At 40.2% G+C, this 19,920-nt stretch carries 15 protein-coding genes; 3 read left to right on the forward strand and 12 right to left on the reverse strand.

All coding sequences use genetic code 11. The features are described from left to right. Positions 1-123: 123 nt before the first annotated feature. The 12 genes from HMPREF9078_RS00560 to HMPREF9078_RS00615 form a co-directional block, all read right to left on the reverse strand. A complete protein-coding gene (locus HMPREF9078_RS00560) occupies positions 124-984 on the reverse strand; it encodes a glycosyltransferase family 2 protein (protein WP_009418764.1) in 861 nt (286 codons plus the stop codon). Next, positions 985-1,665, reverse strand: coding sequence for an ABC transporter ATP-binding protein (locus HMPREF9078_RS00565; RefSeq protein WP_009410673.1), 681 nt, complete (start codon positions 1,663-1,665; stop codon positions 985-987). It lies immediately after the preceding gene. Positions 1,666-1,670: 5 nt separating this feature from the next. Beyond that, positions 1,671-2,252 (reverse strand): non-canonical purine NTP diphosphatase, encoded by a 582-nt coding sequence (locus HMPREF9078_RS00570; RefSeq protein ID WP_009418765.1) that lies wholly within the window; start codon positions 2,250-2,252, stop codon positions 1,671-1,673. Between the two features lie 70 nt (positions 2,253-2,322). Then, complete coding sequence (locus tag HMPREF9078_RS00575; protein ID WP_009418766.1) at positions 2,323-4,155, reverse strand: DUF349 domain-containing protein; 1,833 nt, start codon at positions 4,153-4,155, stop codon at positions 2,323-2,325. A gap of 127 nt (positions 4,156-4,282) precedes the next feature. Beyond that, positions 4,283-5,437, reverse strand: coding sequence for a cysteine desulfurase family protein (locus tag HMPREF9078_RS00580; RefSeq protein WP_009418767.1), 1,155 nt, complete (start codon positions 5,435-5,437; stop codon positions 4,283-4,285). Between the two features lie 21 nt (positions 5,438-5,458). Beyond that, positions 5,459-5,725 (reverse strand): DUF6722 family protein, encoded by a 267-nt coding sequence (locus HMPREF9078_RS00585; RefSeq protein WP_009417984.1) that lies wholly within the window; start codon positions 5,723-5,725, stop codon positions 5,459-5,461. 37 nt (positions 5,726-5,762) lie between these two features. Next, positions 5,763-7,622 carry an SLC13 family permease gene (locus tag HMPREF9078_RS00590; RefSeq protein WP_009418768.1) on the reverse strand — a complete coding sequence of 620 codons (1,860 nt, stop codon included), beginning with the start codon at positions 7,620-7,622 and terminating at the stop codon, positions 5,763-5,765. A 38-nt stretch (positions 7,623-7,660) separates the two neighbouring features. Continuing rightward, complete coding sequence (locus HMPREF9078_RS00595) at positions 7,661-8,155, reverse strand: phosphoribosyltransferase family protein (protein ID WP_009418769.1); 495 nt, start codon at positions 8,153-8,155, stop codon at positions 7,661-7,663. Between the two features lie 82 nt (positions 8,156-8,237). Beyond that, positions 8,238-9,425 carry a leucine-rich repeat domain-containing protein gene (locus tag HMPREF9078_RS00600; RefSeq protein WP_009418770.1) on the reverse strand — a complete coding sequence of 396 codons (1,188 nt, stop codon included), beginning with the start codon at positions 9,423-9,425 and terminating at the stop codon, positions 8,238-8,240. A gap of 188 nt (positions 9,426-9,613) precedes the next feature. Next, positions 9,614-11,191 (reverse strand): replicative DNA helicase, encoded by a 1,578-nt coding sequence (gene dnaB, locus HMPREF9078_RS00605; protein ID WP_009418771.1) that lies wholly within the window; start codon positions 11,189-11,191, stop codon positions 9,614-9,616. A gap of 184 nt (positions 11,192-11,375) precedes the next feature. After that, positions 11,376-12,332, reverse strand: a complete 957-nt coding sequence (locus HMPREF9078_RS00610; protein ID WP_002673067.1) for an acetyl-CoA carboxylase carboxyltransferase subunit alpha — start codon at positions 12,330-12,332, stop codon at positions 11,376-11,378. Between the two features lie 673 nt (positions 12,333-13,005). Continuing rightward, entirely contained in the window at positions 13,006-13,314 is a 309-nt protein-coding gene (locus HMPREF9078_RS00615; RefSeq protein WP_009418772.1) for a hypothetical protein, read from the reverse strand. A gap of 241 nt (positions 13,315-13,555) precedes the next feature. Between HMPREF9078_RS00615 and aspA the strand changes: the two genes are divergently transcribed. The 3 genes from aspA (at position 13,556) to HMPREF9078_RS00630 (ending at position 19,714) form a co-directional block, all read left to right on the forward strand. Further along, positions 13,556-14,947, forward strand: coding sequence for an aspartate ammonia-lyase (aspA, locus tag HMPREF9078_RS00620; RefSeq protein WP_009418773.1), 1,392 nt, complete (start codon positions 13,556-13,558; stop codon positions 14,945-14,947). Between the two features lie 100 nt (positions 14,948-15,047). Beyond that, the gene (locus HMPREF9078_RS00625) at positions 15,048-15,728 is read left to right on the forward strand and encodes a DUF4328 domain-containing protein (protein ID WP_009418774.1); all 681 of its coding nucleotides are present in this window, start codon (positions 15,048-15,050) and stop codon (positions 15,726-15,728) included. Further along, a complete protein-coding gene (locus HMPREF9078_RS00630) occupies positions 15,725-19,714 on the forward strand; it encodes a glycoside hydrolase family 2 TIM barrel-domain containing protein (RefSeq protein ID WP_009418775.1) in 3,990 nt (1,329 codons plus the stop codon). Before HMPREF9078_RS00625 ends, HMPREF9078_RS00630 begins: the two co-directional genes overlap by 4 nt. The last annotated feature ends 206 nt before the right edge of the window (positions 19,715-19,920 follow it).

Consider the following 19,920-nt stretch of genomic DNA (forward strand, 5'->3'; position numbering starts at 1 on the left):
TCGTCTTTTCTCTATCTGCCCGTGCGGCTCGCACTTTGTTTAGTTGCCTGTCGTGTTACGACCTCGCATCATTATCGATTTAGTATTATTGGTATTATTGACATTTTTGATATTATTGCTTTTTCATTTTTTGCTTTTCACTACTTTACTGAAAATCCCTTTCCATCGGTATTGTCTTACCCATTTACCTTCCTCAGGAGTGAGTAAGTAAGGTTGTTTTTCTTGTTTAGCTTTATAAAATCCTTTGCAATAATCTAAGAAGAGTTTACCATTGCGCTTTCTTATGGCTAATTTTATGGCAGCGAGTAAAGTGAGGAAGAATCCGTATCGCAGACGGTAGAAAACGCTTCCTTGCAGGTAACGGGCATTGCTTTTATAGCCAGCACCTGTCGGGCGTAGGTGTTTTACGTGAAGAGTATCGTCAGTTTGTACTGTCCAACCGTGGTAGCGCGCCAATAGCTCATCGGCGGTGTCCCAGCCCATAGCTATTTTAAGTCCACCTATCGCTTCAAAACACGCCTTCCGATAAGATTTTACAGCACCTCTTAGGTGGTCTTTATTAGTGAGATTCTCAAGTATCCAAGAGCCATTTCTCTCAATATAACAAAAGCCTCCAAACATTCCCAACTGTGGATTTTTACTGTATTGCTGGCACATTGTTTCGAGATAGTTGTTAGGGAAGATGAGGTCGGCATCAAATTTGCAAATCACCTCTACGGCTTCTTTTAGGTAAGGAAGCCCATAGTTGAAAGTCTGCACTATTTTAGCCCCTGGTAGATGTTCTCCCTTCTCACTGCGTTGCACCAATTGTACTACGGGATATTGGGTAGCAATTTGTTTCACTACCTCAGCAGTGGTATCGGTAGAACCGTCGTCTACTACTATAATTTGATGGGGAAGATAGGTCTGATTTAGCAGAGATTGCAAGGTAACACCAATGCTTTCAGCTTCGTTATAAGCAGGGATAATAATTCCGATATTCATTTACTTAGCACTATCAGTTTCTATAAGTCCGTCTTTTAAGCGGACAATCCGTTTGGCATACCGAGCAATGTCTTCTTCGTGGGTTACCAAGATAACGGTATTCCCTTTTTGGTAGATTTCGTCAAAAAGGTTCATTATTTCATAAGAAGTTTTAGAATCAAGGTTCCCAGTAGGCTCATCGGCTAAGATAATTGAAGGGTGGTTTACCAAAGCTCTCGCTATAGCTACTCTTTGGCGTTGCCCTCCTGATAGTTCATTGGGTTTGTGAAGCATACGGTCTTCTAATCCCACTAATTTCAGTACTTCTTTAGCGCGCTCGTGTCGTTTTTCTTTCTTAACGCCTGCGTATACCATAGGCAAAGCTACATTGTCTAAAGCCGTAGTACGTGGCATTAGGTTGAAGGTTTGAAATACGAAGCCTATCTCTTTATTGCGAATGTCGGCTAATTCCGAGTCGCTCATCTTGCTTACATCTTTACCGTTCAGAATATACTCGCCTGAGGTAGGCGTATCTAAGCACCCTAAGATGTTCATCAAAGTAGATTTACCAGAGCCCGATGGTCCCATAAGGGCAAGGTATTCTCCCTTCTCTATAGATAAGTTGATGCCTTTCAGTACGTGCAGTATTTCAGATCCTAATCTAAAATCTCGTTTGATATTTTTAATCTCTAATAAACTCATTTTTCTTACTGAATATTTTGGTTTAAGAAATGTAATAGCTTTCCAAAGGCTTTTCCACGGTGACTGATACGGTTCTTTTCTTCTTGGGTCAGCTCGGCAAAAGTTTGCTCAGAACCCTCAGGAATAAATATAGGGTCATACCCAAAACCGTTAGTGCCTACAGGGGTAGTGCCTATACGTCCCTTTGCGATACCTTCAAAAGTATATATAGAGCCATCTAAACATAAAGCAATAACCGTTTTAAACTGAGCCTCTCTGTGTGAGATTCCTTCCATATTCTTTAGTAGCAAATACATATTGTCTGTATCGCTTTTGTGCTCACCTGCATACCGTGCCGAATATACCCCAGGAGCATTGTTTAGTGCCTGTACTTCTAAGCCTGTATCATCGGCAAAAACGTTGCAATGATAATGCTCTTTGATGTATTGAGCTTTCAGCAAAGCGTTGCCCTCAATAGTAGTAGCAGTCTCGGCTATATCGTCATTGCAACCTATGTCGCTCAAACTTAGCAGTTCGATATTTTTAGGTAAAAGGGCTTGTATTTCCTTTAATTTATGCTGATTATGGGTGGCAAATACTAATTTCATACAGATATAAAACTCGAAAAGAGGTTACTTAGCAAGCATAACCTCTTCTCTAAATATGAAAACAATAAAATTATTCCTTTTCTTCTATCTTTTCTTCAGAGGCTTCAGCTAATTGTGTTTTTTGCAAATGCTTTAGCTCACGAAGTTTATTTTCCCACGTTTTAAGAGCTTCTTTTTGGTTGTTGATGTTCTTAATCACATCGCGCACTAATGGGTTCTTCTCGTCGATATTACCGAAGAAAGCTAAGTTGTTTTCTAACTGTAGTATCTCCGATTTGAGTTCATCAATACGACGTCTTACAAAAATCACCTCATTGTTAAGGGAGTTCTCGTTATCATCGTTGATAAGTCGTTCTAACTTGTTGTTATACTTGATAAGCTCAATTTCTTGCTTATCAAAATTGAGTTTCTTGTACAGTGCATCGATAATCTTATGGAATTTGATGTCGATGGTTCTCTTAGAATGATGAGTATTTCCTATAGCATTCCATTCATTCACAAAGTTTTGTAAGGTTGCTATCTCTTTATCTCTATCGGTGCCTAATTGATATTCTTTCAGCTTATCCAAAAAGGCTTTCTTTTGTTCAAGCGCATCAGACTCTTTATTTTTAGAATGCTGAATAGTCTCAGCAAACCTACTGAAATACGTATCACAAGCTCTCTTGAATTCCTTCCAAATTTTTTCGGTATTTCTAAGAGGAACACTTCCTATTTCTTTCCACTCTCTCTGAATGTTCTTCATCAGTTCAGTAGTGGTTTCCCAATCGGTGCTATTTTGGTTAGCTTTTGCTATTTCTAATAAGGCTAATTTCTTAGTGAGGTTCTCCTGTTGCTCTTTTTTGAGTGTTTTGTAGAATTGGTTCTTCTTCTTGTTAAAAGCACGTAAAGCTATATTGAAAGATTTCCATACCTCATCAGCTTGTTGTAAAGGCACTTTTCCTACATTTAGGAACGACTGACGTAAATCTTCTACTTGCTTAGAAAGCTGTTTCCAAGCGCTGTGAGTAGTAGGCTCTTTCTCACTGAGTTTCTTAATCCGCTCAATGATGCCTTGCTTCTTCACTGCATTTTCTTCATATATCTTATCTAAGTTTTTGAGGTAATATTGGCGTTTGTCGTGTATTTTCTTAGTAAGTTCACTGAAACGTTGCCATATGCTTTCGCGGTGTTCTTTATCTACAGGACCTATTTCCTCTTTCCAAACGCGGTGTAACACTTGTAGTTCACGAGAGGCAATGAGAGCATCTACGTCGTCTTGGGCAAGAGCTTCGGCACGCTCAATAATTTTTAGTTTTTCTTCTAAATTGCGCTTAAAGTCGATGTCACGCAAGTCTTTGCTGAGGTGGATAAAGTCATAGAAGTTCTCTACGTGGTGGTGATAAGTATTCCACAAATCCTCATAATCGGCATTAGAGACGGCTCCTGCTTTGCGCCAACGCTCTTGCAATTGTTGAAACTGCTTGAAGGTAGTGCCCAAATGCTCTTCGGCATTGAGAAGGCTTTTGAGTTCTTCGATGATTTCTCGGCGTTTAGCAAGGTTTTCTTTATGGGTTTTCTCAATCTCTTTATAGTATTGATTGCGCTTTTCGCGATAATCGTTGAAAGCGGTGTAGAATTCTCTATAAACAGGAATTTCGTAAGAAAAATTATACAATTCTCCTCCGTCGGCTATGAACTCTTCTTTTTTCTCTTCTACAAGAGCGTCGTATTTTTTGTCGAACTCATAACGAATAGCGTCCACTTGCTTTTTGATAGCTTGGGTTTTCTCAGTTTGGAGTAGTTCTTTTAGTTCTTTGGTTAATTCACTAAGAGACATTGCCTCATAGTTTACTAATGACGCATCTTCTAAACGGTTGTCCTCGCGGTTATCCTCTATGGCTAATGTGTTTTTTTCCTCTGACATATCTAAGATTTAAATGCAACTATTGTTTAAAAACGCTACTAAATTACAACAATATTTTGAATTACCTACTATTTTTCTGTAAATATTTTTCTGCTTAATGTGTAATAGAATTGTAAGTAGTTTATTATCAGTGATTATTATGGGAGATTTCTTTAAGGCTTTCGATAAGAAAATCGACGTCTTTTGCTGTGTTAAAGATGGAAAAAGAGCATCTGAGCGAGGGATATTGTAGTGCTTCCTCAGATAAAAAAGCCGATAGTACGTGAGAGGTTTGCACGCTTCCACTCTGGCAAGCACTCCCTTTGGAACAAGCAATGCCTTTTAAGTCTAACTGAAAAAGCAGAGTACTATTTTGGTTTTTCAATGAGGGAAAACCTATGTTCACAATGGTGTAACTGCTTTCGTCTAAAGTATCCGACATTCCGTTAAATACCGCCTCTGGGAAATGATGTTTGAGTTGTTTGATAAAATAACGCTTCAGGTCTTTGAGCTTTTCAGTGTTTCTATCTAAATTAGTATATGATAGACTAAAAGCAACTTCCATTCCTACTATATTATGAACAGCTTCGGTACCTGCACGCAAGCCTTTTTCTTGTTCACCCCCTGTGATACTGCTGTGTAGCGCAATGCCTTTTCTAATAAAAGCAAATCCTATTCCTTTAGGTCCGTGAAACTTATGAGCTGAAGCCGTGATAAAGTCGGCAGGGATTTCCCCCAAATCGATAGGGTAATGCCCCACAGACTGTACGGTATCTGAATGGAAATAAGCATTGTATTGTTTACAGAGTACAGTTACTTCTTTTAAAGGTAGAATGTTCCCTATTTCGTTGTTTATGTGCATTAGGCTCACCAATACCTTTTTTTCAGTATATTGCTGGAGCAAGTATTCTAAATGAGAGAGGTCTACGACCCCTTTGTTCGTAAGGTTTACGTAAACTATTTTTATAGGATATTCTTTGGCTAATACCTCTAAGGTATGCAAAACAGCGTGATGCTCTATTGGGGAAGAAATGACAATTTGTACACCTAAATCGTGCACACAACTGCGCAAGATAAGGTTATTAGCTTCAGTGCCCCCTGAAGTAAAAATAATTTCAGAGGGTGAAGCATTCAGTTGTTTAGCTATTTGCTTGCGACTATATTCAATAAGCGACTTGGCTTTACGCCCTAAACCGTGTGTAGAAGAGGGGTTTCCATAAGTATCCCTCAGAACTTCCGTCATCTTCTGTATTACTTCTGGATAGACGGGGGTAGTAGCCGCATTATCGAAATAGACTTTCATAGTTTTGAGAGGAAGAAATAGTTATGCTCTGTTAGAAGTTGTATTATTTCTGCTATTGTTGTTCTTGCGATAGTTTTTGTTGCGGTTGTTATTGTTGTTTTTATTCACCGCTCCTTTTTTCTGTTTAGAGAGGAAAAGTCCTACTATAAGAGCTAAAATAGCTACAGTAAAAGCACACCAATAAGCATCGTTGCACGCGAAAGTTGAGTTAAATAGTGGAGCGATTAATAAGCCCGCAAATACGTATTTAGAAACGTCTAACAAAAAATCTGAAATTCTTTTTTTCATTCTTTACTTTTAAAAATTTCGGCAAAGATACAACTTTTTATTGAAATGGGAATAATAATGGCAATACAAATACCATTACAATCCCCATAATGATTTGCAGAGGTAAGCCTACTTTCACGTAATCCATAAAAGTGTAACGCCCAGCCGACATTACTAATGCATTGGGCGGAGTGGAGAAAGGAGAAGCAAAACACATACTTGCACCTACGGCTACTGCAAACATAAAAGCGTGGGGTTGTAAGCTTAACGATAAGGCGGTTTTAATAGCAATGGGAGCCAAGAGTACGGCTGTAGCGGTATTGCTAATGAACATCGTCATAAGCGAAGTGGTAAAATACACGCCTGCCAAGAGTATATATGGACTCTTATCGCCTAAACTCCCTACTAATGCATTCGATACTAAGGCTGATACTCCTGTCTTTTCCAAGGCTAATGCCATAGGTAACATACCTGCAATGAGTACAATACTCTCCCAGTTAATCGTCTTGTAAGCAGCTTCAATATTGCGCAAAGCTCCTGAAATAACCATCAATAAAGAGGCGATAAGCACAGCAGTAACGGGTGCTATAGGGATAAAATCGAACATCATTGCGACTACCATCCCTACCATTATTAGCGCAGCGATAGGAGCTTTGTGGGTGAGGGTTACCTTAGAAGCCTCGGCAAGAGGTTGCCCTAATACTACCAACTGACTGCGTTCAGCGTCCATTTTAGCAATGTGCTCCCAAGTTCCTTGCACCAATAGTATGTCACCAGCGTGCATCTTTTCGTCTTTTAAGTTTTGCAAAATATAGTTATCCTTGCGCTGAATACCTAAGATATTGAGCCCAAAGTGTTCGCGCAGTTTGCTATCACTGATGCGGGTGTTAACCAATTTCGAAGCAGGCATTATCAGTACTTCGGCTATGCCTATATCGTGGAAGTGCAACTCGTTAGGCAAGCGTTGTTCGGGGTGGTGTGTGTCGAGAAAGTTTAAGTGATTTTCGGCGTTCATTTGTTCAATCGACTCAAAGCTACCGCGCAAATAAAGAATATCTCCTTCATAAATTACGGTATCAGCATTTACTACCTCTTGGTTGCCTGTTTTGAAAAAAGGATTGTTAGAAGTAGGTTTGCGCCTGATTTCTAATACCGAAATGTGATAACGTTGCGAAAGGTTGATTTCTTTGAGCGTTTTACCTATAAATAAAGTGTTTCCTTCTACTAATACGCGATATAAGTTGTTGGAGAGTTGATATTCACGTACCAAATCGGTAAGTGATTTGCCATTTCGGTTACCTTCTTGCTTAGAATCACCTTTTTTAGAGAGAAAAAACTTACTGGTGGGAATTAAAACTAACAGTCCTATTCCCAAACACACCAATCCCACTGGAGTAAAGGAAAAGAAAGTGAGTTTATCGTAGCCGTTTTTCACTAACTCTCCATCGATTACCAAGTTAGGAGGCGTACCGATAAGCGTCATCATACCGCCCATACTACTGGCAAAAGCCATAGGCATCAACAGGCGACTACTGTTGATGTTACCACTCATTGCCATACTCACCACTATGGGCATCATCAAGGCTACCGTACCTGTATTGCTTACAAAAGCCCCAATAAAAGCGGTAACGAGCATTACCAAGATAAGGAGTTTTACCTCGCTATCGCCTGCCAAGCGTAAGATTTTACTGCTCATCATCTTTGCTAATCCCGTTTGGAAGATAGCACCTCCTACCACAAAGAGCCCTATCATCATCACTACTACCTTGTCCGAAAAGCCCGATAAAGCTTGCTCAGGCGTTAATATGCCAAAGAGCACCAAGAGCACTAAGGCACACATAGCTACCAAATCGGAGCGCACCTTCCCGCTCATAAAAAACAAAGCCGATATAAAAAGAATGATAAGAGTGGTATACATAACAAATTAGTTAATTAGCAAATGAACAGATTAGCTTATTAATTTGATAAATCAACACTATACTTACTTGTGTCGAATGTTACCGAAACGTGTTCTTGCAGTGAAGTAGATAGTGATATGCCTTTAAAATCGGCTTTTACAGGATAGTCCTTGTGATTGCGATTAACTAATACAGCGGTAGTAAGTCGCTTTAAGGGGACTTCCAAGAAGTGTTTTACCCCATAGATGAGCGTACGTCCTGAATTGAGCACATCGTCTACCACTATCACTGCTTTATTGGTGTATTGTTCCGCAGGAATAGAAGTAGCAGTGCCTGCCAATGGGTTCTTCTTATTCATTATAATTTGGCATAAAACTACTTTCAGAGGGGCTATACTTGCAAGTGCTACTGCAAGTTTCTCAGCAAACACATAGCCATTGCCATTAATGCCTGCTAGCACAATCTCCTCTTCATTGAGGTGTGTTTCGTAAATCTGATAAGCAATCCGTCTTATCTTGTGTTCAATATCAGTGTGGTTTAATATCTGTGTCATTGTATGCTTTTTTATATAATGTGCCAAAGATACAAATTGTATTGCTAAAAAGCAAGAAAAAATAGGTTATCTATCAAATAACTTATTTAATAGCTTGTATTTTATCGGCAAATTTGTTCCAACCATCAGCCTTTTTATAAGTCTCTACACTATTAGCAGGCACATAAATAGCATTAAGCGGAGTATCGCTAAAAGTACCAGGCCAACTATCGATATTTATGATGGGAGGTGTACCTCCTTTTAAAGTAACCGACTTTAATGCAGGACATTCAGCAAAAGCATTATTTCCTATACTTTTTACGGTATTAGGAATAGTAATAGAAGTTAAACCGGCAGCCAAAAAAGTTTTTTCCTCAATGCTAGTAATACTATTATTATCAGGGAAGGTGAACGATTTCAATGCAGAACACAAACTAAAAGCACTTTCTCCTATATTTGTTACAGTATTAGGAATGGCAATAGAAGGTAAGGACTTACAAGAACTGAAGGCACCGCTACCTATGCTTGTTACGGTATTAGGGATAGTAACCGAGGTCAAAGCTTCACAATTCATAAAAGTTGAATCTTCAATTTTTGTTATTCCCTTAGGAATTACTATAGAGGTTATAGCCTTACAGTTTGCAAAAGCACCCTCTCCTATGCTTCTTACAGAAGTAGGAATAACTAACGAAGTAAGCTTTTGACAATCAAAAAAAGCCCATTTCTCTATACTTGTTACCGTAGTAGGGATAGTAAACGATTTTAAGGCAGGGCACGAAAAAGCGCGCTCTCCTATGGTTACTAAACCTTTGTCAGGGATAGTAATTTTGGCTAAATTTGTACACTCGGAGAAAGCTCCATATCCTACGCTTGTAACACTGCCCGGGATAGTAACCGAAGTTAAGGCTCCACACCACGCAAAAGAACTCTCTTCTATGCTTGTTATCCCCTCAGGAATAACAATGGAAGTTAATTTTGAACAGCTTTTAAAAGCACATTTCCCCATTTTCTTTAAGCCTTTGGGCAAAGTCACTGAGGTTATTTCTCGGTGTTCTGCAAAAGCATAATCTGAGATAGCAGTTACTTTGCTCAGCATCTCGTCTGCTGCCATATCAATGGTAGTTTCTTCATCAGTAAGCCATTTCACTAATGTCGAGCCATCTTCAGTAATTTCAAAATTCTCGTAAATCTTAGTTTTTAGCTCCTTAGGAGCGTCATCGCCCCCTTTCCCACAATTGCTAACAGTCAGTGCTACTAGCACTGCTACTGCTATAAGAATAACTTTTCTCATCGTTTTTTAATCATTAAAAGTACTTTCCTAATGTTATATAAACGCGACAAAAGTACAAACTATATTGCTAAAAAACAAGAAAAACAGGTTTTCTATTAGATCACCAATCCTCTCTCGGCATCGTTTTACGCTATTGAGAAGAATGGCAAAAAAGGATTCTTGGATATTCACACACTCCAAGAGTATTTTTAGTAAGGTATATCATCTTCGGTTGAAGCTGTTGAAGGTGCGCCAAAAGCCTGCTCCGGATTGGCAGTAGGTACAGTTTCAAAAGCTACATTTTCATTCATCTTCGAAACAAATTCTTGTGTTCCCATAGGTAAATAGCTTCCACTGTCGTATTCCTCTAAGTTAGCAAACCTTCCCAAATGTCCTTCAAACTTCAATCGGATACTATCCAAACCTCCATTGCGGTGTTTAGCCACAATAAACTCAGCTTGTCCAGCGGTAGGTGTCCCTGATTCGTCGTCCCATTCTGTAATTTTATAGTATTCAGGACGGTAGATAAACGATACAATATCGGCGTCTTGCTCAATAGCTCCTGATTCACGTAAGTCGGATAACTGCGGACGCTTCTGCTGTCCAGGACGTGATTCCACATTACGCGAAAGCTGTGAAAGCGCTATTACGGGTATGTTCAACTCCTTAGCGAGAGCTTTTAAGTTACGAGAAATTGTAGAAATCTCTTGCTCGCGGTTACCCACTCCTTTGCTACCCCCTGCCGTCATCAACTGTAAGTAATCAATAATAATTAGCTGAATGCCGTGCTGTGTAGAGAGTCGGCGCGCTTTAGCTCGGAGGTCAAAAATTGATATAGAAGGCGTATCATCTATAAAAAGAGGAGCCTTTTCTAGGTCTTTCACCTTAGTATTTAGCACATACCACTCGTGCTCTTCCAACTTCCCTGTACGCAATTTCTCTGACGACAGACCTGTTTCTGAGGAAATCAAACGCGTAATAAGCTGTACCGACGACATTTCCAATGAGAAAAACGCTACGGGTATCCCCTGCCCTACTGCTATATTTCTTGCCATAGAAAGCGTGAGGGCTGTTTTCCCCATACCTGGGCGTGCCGCTACGATAATAAGGTCGCTCGCTTGCCAACCTGAGGTGAGTTGGTCGAGCTTGGTAAAGCCCGAAGGTACTCCACTAAACCCATCAGTTTTATTAGAGAGGTCTTGTATTTTCTTGAGTGCTTTTATCACCAAATCTCCCGCTGCTTCACTGGAACGCTTTAGGTTACCTTGTGTTACTTCATAGAGTTTCTGCTCAGCACTGTCCAACGAATCAAACACATCGCGAGTATCGTCGTAAGCGTCTTCTATAATTTCCGAAGAAATTTCAATGAGCTTGCGCTTGATGAACTTCTGTAAAATAATACGCGCGTGAAATTCCACGTTAGCAGATGATGATACTCGTTGGGTGAGATTAATAAGGTAAAACTCTCCTCCCACCGCCTCCAAATTGCCATTTTTGCGAAGTTGTTCTGCCACCGTAAGCAGGTCGATAGCTTCCGATTCGTTGAAAAGTTCAAAGATAGCTTGATAGATAAGTTGATGTTGCTTTTTATAAAAAACTTCAGGGTTGAGTATGTCTATCACATCATCAACGCCTTTCTTGTCAATGAGCATAGCTCCCAAGATAGCTTCTTCAAGATTGAGGTCTTGTGGAGGGAGCTTTCCTCGCTCTAAACTCACTTGTGTTCGCGAGAATGGTTGTATTGCAGGAACAATTTCTGGTACTGATGTGTTTTCTGTTTCGTTCATACGGCAAAGATACGAAATAGTTTAATTTGGGGTAGATGATTTTACCCACAAACACTGTTAATAGTCTGTTGATAACTTCTGAAAAGTTTTCTTTACTCTTTTATTTAGCAACCGTTTACTATCTTCACTTTATAAAAAAAGCGCTTAAATAGCGCCTTTATAAGTTGTTGATATTATCATTTTCTTACTTCTCACTGAACACTCCCATCGCGAGGTACTTGTTCATTCGTTTTTCAACCAATTTATCGGTGGGAAGTTTCTTCAAATCCTTATAAGTGTCCAATATCACTTTACGAACAGTAGCAAACATCATTTCGCGATCGCGATGTGCCCCCCCGAGTGGTTCTTTAATAATCTCATCTATCAGTTTTAATTTCTTCATATCAGGAGCGGTAAGCTTTAGTGCTTCAGCAGCTTCTTTTTTGTACTCCCAGCTACGCCATAATATAGAGGAACAAGACTCTGGCGATATTACCGAATACCAAGTATTTTCAAGCATATACACTTTATCACCTACACCGATACCTAGCGCTCCTCCCGAAGCTCCTTCGCCTATGATAAACACTATTACAGGCACTTTCAAACGTGACATCTCCAAGATATTGCGAGCAATAGCTTCTCCTTGTCCGCGTTCTTCAGCTTCAATACCAGGGAAAGCTCCTGGCGTGTCTACAAAACTCACTATAGGAATGTTAAACTTTTCAGCTTGTTTCATCAATCGCAAGGCTTTGCGATACCCTTCGGGGTTTGCCATACCAAAATTGCGATATTGTCGCATCTTAGTATTTACTCCTTTTTGCTGACCAATAAACAAAAAACTTTGGTCATCTATCTTTCCAAAACCTCCTATCATCGCCTTATCGTCTTTCACTGTACGGTCGCCGTGAAGTTCCAAAAAAGTGTTTCCTGCAAGTGAGTTGATATAGTCAAGAGTATAAGGTCTCTCCAAGTGACGAGAGATTTGCACTCGTTGCCACGCCGTAAGATTACCATAAACTTCCTTCTTTACTTGGTTGAGTTTCTTTTCTATCTTCTTGCAAGCATCAGTCATATCCACATCACTTTCATTACCGATGACCTGACACTTTTCCATCTGTTCTTCAAGCTCTTTAATAGGTTGTTCAAAATCTAAATATTCCATAAACTAAGCGTTATTTGATTTTTTAGAATGCAAAGATATAAAATAATTTTGAATTACGAACTAATATTTTTTGTTTATAAGCTTAACTCCCTTTTTTTGTCCGGCAATTCTTCCAAGCAATTAAATGATTATCAACGTTTGTTCAATATAACTCCAACTAATTTGCTAATTTAATCTCCCGTCTCTTCTATCCCACCCATCTTACCTCGTCCCTATCGTCCTCATTTGCTAATTTCCAAATTTGCTAATTCTCTAATTTTCCAATCCGCCTACCCACTTTCCGTCATAACCCTATTGCCTATGCCCTAAGACCTCACACCTCCCCATTTTACTAATTTTCTAATTTGCTAATTCTCTAATTTTTCTTCCCTTTTTCCGTCACCACATTCCCCCTCTCCTTGGGAGAGGGACGGGGGTGAGGATTCTTTTTCTTTCGCCTCGAAAACCCTATTTTTAACATTTTTAGCACTGTTGTATTGTGTTATGAATCAATCTCTTATATACCCTTTCTATACCAATCGTCCAAGATTCACACCCTTTCTATACCAATCTTCCAAGATTCGTATAAGCTTCCTATAAGCTCTCTATAAGCTAACCCCACCCGCTTCCTATAAGCTCCCTATAAGCTAAGACTCCACCCTCCTCACAGCCTTTTTTTATCAAAAACCCCCATCTAATAGCCTTTTTTCATCAAAAACCCTCCCTCCCACACCCTTTCTATACCAATCTTCCAAGATTCGTATAAGCTTCCTATAAGCTCTCTATAAGCTAACCCCACCCCCTTACAGCCTTTTTGCACCAATTTTTCTCTCAACCCTCTTCCGATTTCCTTCATTTTCTTCCGATACCTCCTTAGTGTCTCTGTTTCCTCTTCAATTCTCCCCGAAAACTCAGAGTTTTTCGGAGTTTTTTCGACAATTCTAAAATGTCTGACTCGTTCGGTCTGTCCTACAAGTTCGACCTGCCAAATAACTATTTTCATCTCTTCCTTTTACTAATTTGCTAATTTCTAAATTTACTAATCTACCAATTTTTGTTTAATTTCTAAGGCATAACCTCACCTCTTTAAATCGAAGTTACGTTGTCTTAAAAAATATTTTTCTTTTTTCTTTTCTATTAAAAAAAACTTCCGTACTTTTACCGAAATTTTTTAAACCAATACAATCTCATTATATAACGTAAGTATCATATATAAAGTTACTAAAAATATAAAATTTAAAATTATGACAAAATTTAGAATAGAATCCGACCTTATCGGCGACTTGCAAGTGCCCGCCGATGCTTACTATGGCGTACAAACACAACGCGCCATCGAAAACTTTCGCATTACAGGAACTAAAATGGGTGATTACCCTGAGTTTGTAAAAGCTATTGGTTATGTAAAACTCGCCGCAGCTCAAACAAACCACGCTTTGGGATTACTCCCCGACGAACTGCTCAAACCTATTTCTGAGGCTTGCAAAGAAGTAATCGAAGGGAAGTTTAACCATCAGTTCCTCGTAGATATGATTCAAGGAGGGGCTGGTACTTCGGTGAATATGAACGCTAATGAAGTAATAGCCAATCGCGCCTTGGAAATTATGGGGTATCCTCGCGGTGATTACCAACACTGCTCTCCTAACGACCACGTGAATCAATCACAGTCTACAAACGACGCTTACCCTACTACTGTAAAGTTAGCTGTTATCAAGATGAACGAAACGCTCATCAAGCGCCTATCATTGCTCATTGAGGCTTTTCGTAAGAAAGGTAAAGAGTTCGCCGATGTAATAAAAATGGGGCGTACCCAGTTGCAAGATGCCGTACCTATGACGCTTGGTCAAGAATTTGAAGCTTTTGCAGCCAACCTCGAAGAAGAAATCGCCCGCTTGCAAAGCAACGCCAAGCTCTTCTTGGAAATCAATATGGGAGGTACCGCCATTGGTACAGGACTCAACGCTCCTAAGGGATATGCCAAACTATGTGCCGAAAACTTAGCTAAACTCACAGGCGAAGCCTTCGTTACTGCTTCTAACTTGGTAGAAGCTACCCCTGATACCGGTTCATATGTAATTTATTCCTCTGCGTTAAAACGTATGGCTGTAAAACTCTCTAAGATTTGTAACGACTTGCGTTTGCTCTCTTCAGGACCTCGTGCAGGACTCAACGAAATCAACCTGCCTAAAATGCAGCCTGGTTCGTCTATTATGCCCGGCAAAGTAAACCCTGTTATCCCCGAAGTAGTGAACCAAGTATGCTTCAAAGTGATTGGGAATGACCTTACCGTTACCTTCGCCGCTGAGGCAGGTCAGTTGCAACTCAACGTAATGGAACCCGTGCTCTGCCAGTGCATTATCGAGTCTATCGTATTCTTAGAACGCGCTATCGACACCTTGCGCACCAAGTGTATCGAAGGTATTACCGCCAATCGCGAAGTATGCCTCAATATGGTAAAACACAGTATCGGTATCGTTACAGCACTCAATCCACATATAGGGTATAAGAACAGCACCAAGATAGCCAAAGAAGCCCTTGAAACAGGTAAGTCAGTGTACAATTTAGTATTAGAACACGGCTTGCTTTCTAAGGATAAGCTCGATGAGATTTTAGACCCCAAGAATATGTTAGGCGTTTAATAATTTATAAATTTAGAGATTTCAATATTCAACAAGAAAAGGCGTAACCTTTTTTAATATCAACTTCCAGTTACGCCTTTTCTTATAAAAACCAACAAAAATGTTAAGAGATAATACTACCCGTGCTAAGAATGCCATAATAATGTTGTGGATATCCTTTGCTTTTTTATTCATATTTCTGATTTCAGATATTTTTGAACTATATATTATTAGAGAGTTCCTTGTAGGTGAAATAGATGACGAATTGTTTGCAAGAGCTGAACTGAGTGATGTTTTCTCAGGTATAGTAGGTATTTTGTGGCTTGTGATATTCATTATAATGAGTATTCTTTTTTTGATGTGGTTCAGGCGCGCTTATTACAACTTGCACCAACTGAAAAATAACCTCTCATATACCGATGGTTGGGCAGTAGGGAGCTGGTTCATTCCTTTTGCTAACTGGGTACTCCCATATCGCATAATGAAAGAAATATACGATAGTACTCGCAATCTTTTCATACAAAGGGGAGACATACAACCCAAACTACCTACTAATTTTGTAACCATTTGGTGGACGTTTTCAATTATTTCTTCTGTAGTAAATTACTTTGTTTTTAGAGCCTCTATGCTTGATGACCCTACTATCGAGATGTCATATACAACCTCAATTATAAATGTGATTGGTACCCTTTTGTTAATCATTTCCCTTTTTTTATGCATCAAAGTCGTAAAAGATTACACCAAGGTAGAACCCTTATTATCCAATCTTCAAAAAGACGAAACTAATACTAATAATTTATGAAACACTATTTTAGAACAGTGAGTACCCTGCTAAGTTTACTACTCTCTCCTTATTTATTAGCCCAACACAAGCCTTTGGGTGGTTTTGCTTATGGCACTCTCTCAGCCCCTACGGGTAAAGAATGGGAGTCAGTAGAGGAACTCTCGCTTAACAAAGAGTATCCTCGTGCTTATTTCTTCTCGTTTAAAGACGAAAAGACGGCTACCCAAGTATTGCCTGAACATTCTCCCTATTGGAAATCTCTCAATGGACAATGGCAATTCCACTGGTGCAAAACTCCCGAAGAGCGTCCCAAAGATTTCTATAAACCCGATTTCGACGCTTCTGCTTGGGAGTTGATTCCTGTGCCTTCTAACTGGAATATTCAAGGTATTCAAAAAGACGGTACGCTCAAATATGGAGTGCCTATCTATGTAAACCAACCCGTGATTTTCTATCACGAGCGCAAGGTAGACGATTGGCGTAAAGGAGTAATGCGCACTCCTCCTAAAACGTGGACAACCTATGAGTATCGCAATGAGGTAGGTTCTTATATCCGCGATTTTGAAGTACCTACCGATTGGGACGGTCGCGAAATCTTCATCGATTTCGATGGAGTAGACTCTTTCTTCTACCTTTGGATTAATGGGCAGTATGTAGGCTTTTCTAAAAACTCACGCAATGTGGCTTCTTTTGATATTACCAAATATCTACACAAAGGCAAGAATAAAGTAGCCGTAGAAGTATACCGCAATTCCGATGGCTCTTTTCTCGAATCACAAGATATGTTCCGCCTACCTGGGATATTCAGGACAGTAGCCTTGCGCAGTACTCCTAAGGTGCAAATCTTTAACCTCAACATTCTTACAGATACCCAAAACTTCACCGATTGGCAGTTAAAAGTCAATGCCGAAGTGCGCAACCTCAGCTCAAAAGCAGTCAAAGATTATCAAGTGCGCTATAACGTATACGAAGTCTCATTGTATAAAGACGACGTTACCTCCACTGCTACCAAAGGAAGCATTCCCCTAAAAGCGGTAGCCCCTAACGCTATCGATAAAGTGAGCGGTACAATAGCCGTAAAGAATCCTAAACTATGGTCGGCTGAGGAGCCTCATCGTTATGTGCTCGTAGCTCAACTTTTGGATAAAAAAGGGAAGGTGGTAGAAACAGTATCGTCTTACTTTGGCTTTAGAAAAGTAGAAATCAAAGATACTAAGGCTGAAGACGATGCTTTCGGAAAGGCAGGAAGGTATTATTATCTCAATGGTAAGACTATCAAATTTAAAGGCGTAAACCGTCACGAAAGTCACCCCGCACAAGGGCACGTGCTCACACATCAACAAATGGAAGAAGAGGTGATGATGATGAAGCGAGCTAATATCAACCACGTGCGCAACTCTCACTATCCACCCGACCCTTATTGGTTTTACCTCTGCGATAAGTATGGTATTTATTTAGAGAACGAAGCTAATATAGAGTCTCACGAGTATTACTACGGCAAAGAATCACTTTCTCACCCTAAAGAATGGGAAAAGGCTCACACAGCCCGCGTAACCGAAATGGTAGAGGCTACCTATAATTCGCCTGCCATTGTGATATGGTCACTTGGTAATGAAGCAGGCCCTGGTCAGAACTTTGTAACGGCTTATAATCACCTCAAAACACTCGATACTTCTCGCCCTGTACAATACGAACGCAATAACGACATCGTAGATATGGGCTCTAACCAGTACCCTTCCGTAGCGTGGGTACAGGGTGCTGCTACAGGTAAGTACGACATCAAATATCCGTTTCACATCTCGGAATACGCTCATTCTATGGGCAATGCGGTAGGAAATCTCGCCGATTATTGGGAGGCTATCGAAAGCTCCAATTTTCTATGCGGAGGTGCTATCTGGGATTGGGTAGACCAAGCGATGTACAACTATACCAAAGACGGCATTCGCTATCAAGCCTATGGAGGTGATTTTGGCGACTTCCCTAACGATGGTCAGTTTGTGATGAACGGCATTATCTTTGCCGATAGAACAGTAAAACCACAGTACTACGAAGTGCAGAAAGTGTATCAGAATATAGGCGTGAAAAAACTTAATAGTTTTACTTTTGAAATTTTCAATAAAGGCTATTTTACTGATCTTTCAAACTATGAGGGTATATGGAAACTCTATAAGAACGGTGTGCTTGTAGAAGAGCGTCCTTTTGAAGTGCCTTCTGTGATGCCACAGCAAAAATCAAGTGTGACCATTACTCCTATAACATTAGATAGCAATGAAGAATATTACAGTATTGTAGAATTCCACCTTAAAGCAGATACCCCTTGGGCTAAAAAAGGATTTGTGCAAGCTCGCGAACAATTCTTAATGCAACCTGCTACCCAAAAGCCTTCTCTTTCCTCTGTAGTCAAAGGAGAAAAGCTCACCCTTAGCAAAGACAAAAAGACCATTACCGGAAAAGACTTTTCAGTAACTTTTGATTTCGATAAAGGTACGATAGGCACACTCCGCTATGGTGAGCATACTATTATTGCCAACAGCGACCTAAGTCTCAACGCTTTCCGCGCCTTCACCAATAACGACAACTGGATATACGAACAATGGTTTGAAAAAGGATTGCATAACCTGCGTCATAAAGCCATTGCTTCCTCAGTGAAACCTAATAAAGAAGGTGGTTATACATTCTATTTCACGGTGGAATCACAAGCACCTAATGCAGCTAAAATAACAGGTGGTGCCAGCTCAGGAAGGAATAAGATAGAGGAACTTACCCACCAGAAATTTGGTGCAAACGACTTTAAGTTCACTACCAACCAAATTTTCACCGTCTATCCCGACGGATCTATCGAACTACAAGCCAGCGTGGTGTCTAACGATGCCTCTTTGGTATTGCCACAATTGGGCTATTTACTCAAACTGCCTAAGCAATACGAGAACTTCACCTATTACGGTCGCGGTAAACAAGATAATTATCCCGACCGCAAATCAGGGGCTTTTGTAGGTCTCTACACCGGTAAAGTAGCCGATGAGTTTGTGTCCTTCCCTAAACCACAAGATATGGGGCAACACCAAGAAACCCGCTGGGCAGCTCTTACCAATGCTCAGGGTGCCGGCGCAGTGTTTGTAGGCGCAGAGCCGCTATCGGTAGCAGCTTTGCCTTATAAAGCTATCGATATGACTTTGGCAGGACACCCCTACCAATTACCAGAACCTGACGGCGTGTACTTGCAACTGAACATAGGCAACACAGGTTTGGGCGGACATAGTTGCGGTCCTCGTCCGTTGTTGCGTGACCGTTTGTTAGCAACCCCTCATAATTTCGGTTTCATCATTCGTCCAGCCAAAGAAGATTTGCAAACCATAACCAATATAAGTGCAAGCGGTGAGCAACCTCTTTCTATCACTCGTAACAAGGTAGGGAAAGTATCTATCAGTACAGCCAATGCCCTTGCAACTATCTATTACAGCATCAATAATAACAAAGCACAGAAATACTCCCTTCCTTTCGATTTGCCTAACGGAGGTACTGTAAAAGCGTGGTTTGCAGGTAATGAAACTCAAAAGTACACCCTTACTTTCGGTAAAGCCGAAAGCACGGCAATGGAAGTAATTTTCGCCAGCAGTGAAGAAGCAGGTGTAGGTGACGCCAAACATTTAGTAGATGGCGACCCCAATACCATTTGGCACTCAGCCTATTCAGTTACTGTAGCCAAACACCCACATTGGGTAGATTTCGATATGGGAAAGGTAGTTAATGTAAAAGGCTTTAGCTTTACCCAACGCACTGATAGCTGGAGCGGAAAGGTAAAAGATTACCAAATACAACTGAGCAACGACGGTAAGAACTGGGGCGACCCCGTGAAAGTAGGAGCTTTTAAAGATGTGAGTAGCGCCCAACAAGTGTTGCTCGACAAAGTTGTAAAAGCACGCTATGTGCGTTTCACCGCCCTAAGTGATTTCTATGGCGAAGATTTCGCCACAGGTGCCGAATTTATGGTGATATTAGAATAGAAATTTAATTTGTTGTCATTGTAAGTTAAATTAAATTTAATTGAGGGGAGGCTGGCTCTTTAAGAGCCAGCCTCTTCTGTTATTCGTTATTCACCATTCGTCAATCCTTCCTTTTTCTTTCGTCTCGAAACCTCTTTTTTAACATTTTTATCCTTGTTATATTATACTATTATTCAACCACTTATATACCCTTTCTATACCAATCT

The organism is Capnocytophaga sp. oral taxon 380 str. F0488, from assembly GCF_000318255.2.
In the GTDB taxonomy this organism is placed as follows: domain Bacteria; phylum Bacteroidota; class Bacteroidia; order Flavobacteriales; family Flavobacteriaceae; genus Capnocytophaga; species Capnocytophaga ochracea.

What these genes read in the sequence shown, in the direction of transcription:
- aspA (WP_009418773.1), top strand. Translation starts at nt 13,556, where the DNA reads ATGACAAAATTTAGAATAGAATCCGACCTTATCGGCGACTTGCAAGTG.
- HMPREF9078_RS00560 (WP_009418764.1), bottom strand. Translation starts at nt 984, where the DNA reads ATGAATATCGGAATTATTATCCCTGCTTATAACGAAGCTGAAAGCATT.
- HMPREF9078_RS00565 (WP_009410673.1), bottom strand. Translation starts at nt 1,665, where the DNA reads ATGAGTTTATTAGAGATTAAAAATATCAAACGAGATTTTAGATTAGGA.
- HMPREF9078_RS00585 (WP_009417984.1), bottom strand. Translation starts at nt 5,725, where the DNA reads ATGAAAAAAAGAATTTCAGATTTTTTGTTAGACGTTTCTAAATACGTA.
- HMPREF9078_RS00570 (WP_009418765.1), bottom strand. Translation starts at nt 2,252, where the DNA reads ATGAAATTAGTATTTGCCACCCATAATCAGCATAAATTAAAGGAAATA.
- HMPREF9078_RS00615 (WP_009418772.1), bottom strand. Translation starts at nt 13,314, where the DNA reads ATGAAAATAGTTATTTGGCAGGTCGAACTTGTAGGACAGACCGAACGA.
- HMPREF9078_RS00610 (WP_002673067.1), bottom strand. Translation starts at nt 12,332, where the DNA reads ATGGAATATTTAGATTTTGAACAACCTATTAAAGAGCTTGAAGAACAG.
- HMPREF9078_RS00600 (WP_009418770.1), bottom strand. Translation starts at nt 9,425, where the DNA reads ATGAGAAAAGTTATTCTTATAGCAGTAGCAGTGCTAGTAGCACTGACT.
- dnaB (WP_009418771.1), bottom strand. Translation starts at nt 11,191, where the DNA reads ATGAACGAAACAGAAAACACATCAGTACCAGAAATTGTTCCTGCAATA.
- HMPREF9078_RS00630 (WP_009418775.1), top strand. Translation starts at nt 15,725, where the DNA reads ATGAAACACTATTTTAGAACAGTGAGTACCCTGCTAAGTTTACTACTC.
- HMPREF9078_RS00580 (WP_009418767.1), bottom strand. Translation starts at nt 5,437, where the DNA reads ATGAAAGTCTATTTCGATAATGCGGCTACTACCCCCGTCTATCCAGAA.
- HMPREF9078_RS00575 (WP_009418766.1), bottom strand. Translation starts at nt 4,155, where the DNA reads ATGTCAGAGGAAAAAAACACATTAGCCATAGAGGATAACCGCGAGGAC.
- HMPREF9078_RS00625 (WP_009418774.1), top strand. Translation starts at nt 15,048, where the DNA reads ATGTTAAGAGATAATACTACCCGTGCTAAGAATGCCATAATAATGTTG.
- HMPREF9078_RS00595 (WP_009418769.1), bottom strand. Translation starts at nt 8,155, where the DNA reads ATGACACAGATATTAAACCACACTGATATTGAACACAAGATAAGACGG.
- HMPREF9078_RS00590 (WP_009418768.1), bottom strand. Translation starts at nt 7,622, where the DNA reads ATGTATACCACTCTTATCATTCTTTTTATATCGGCTTTGTTTTTTATG.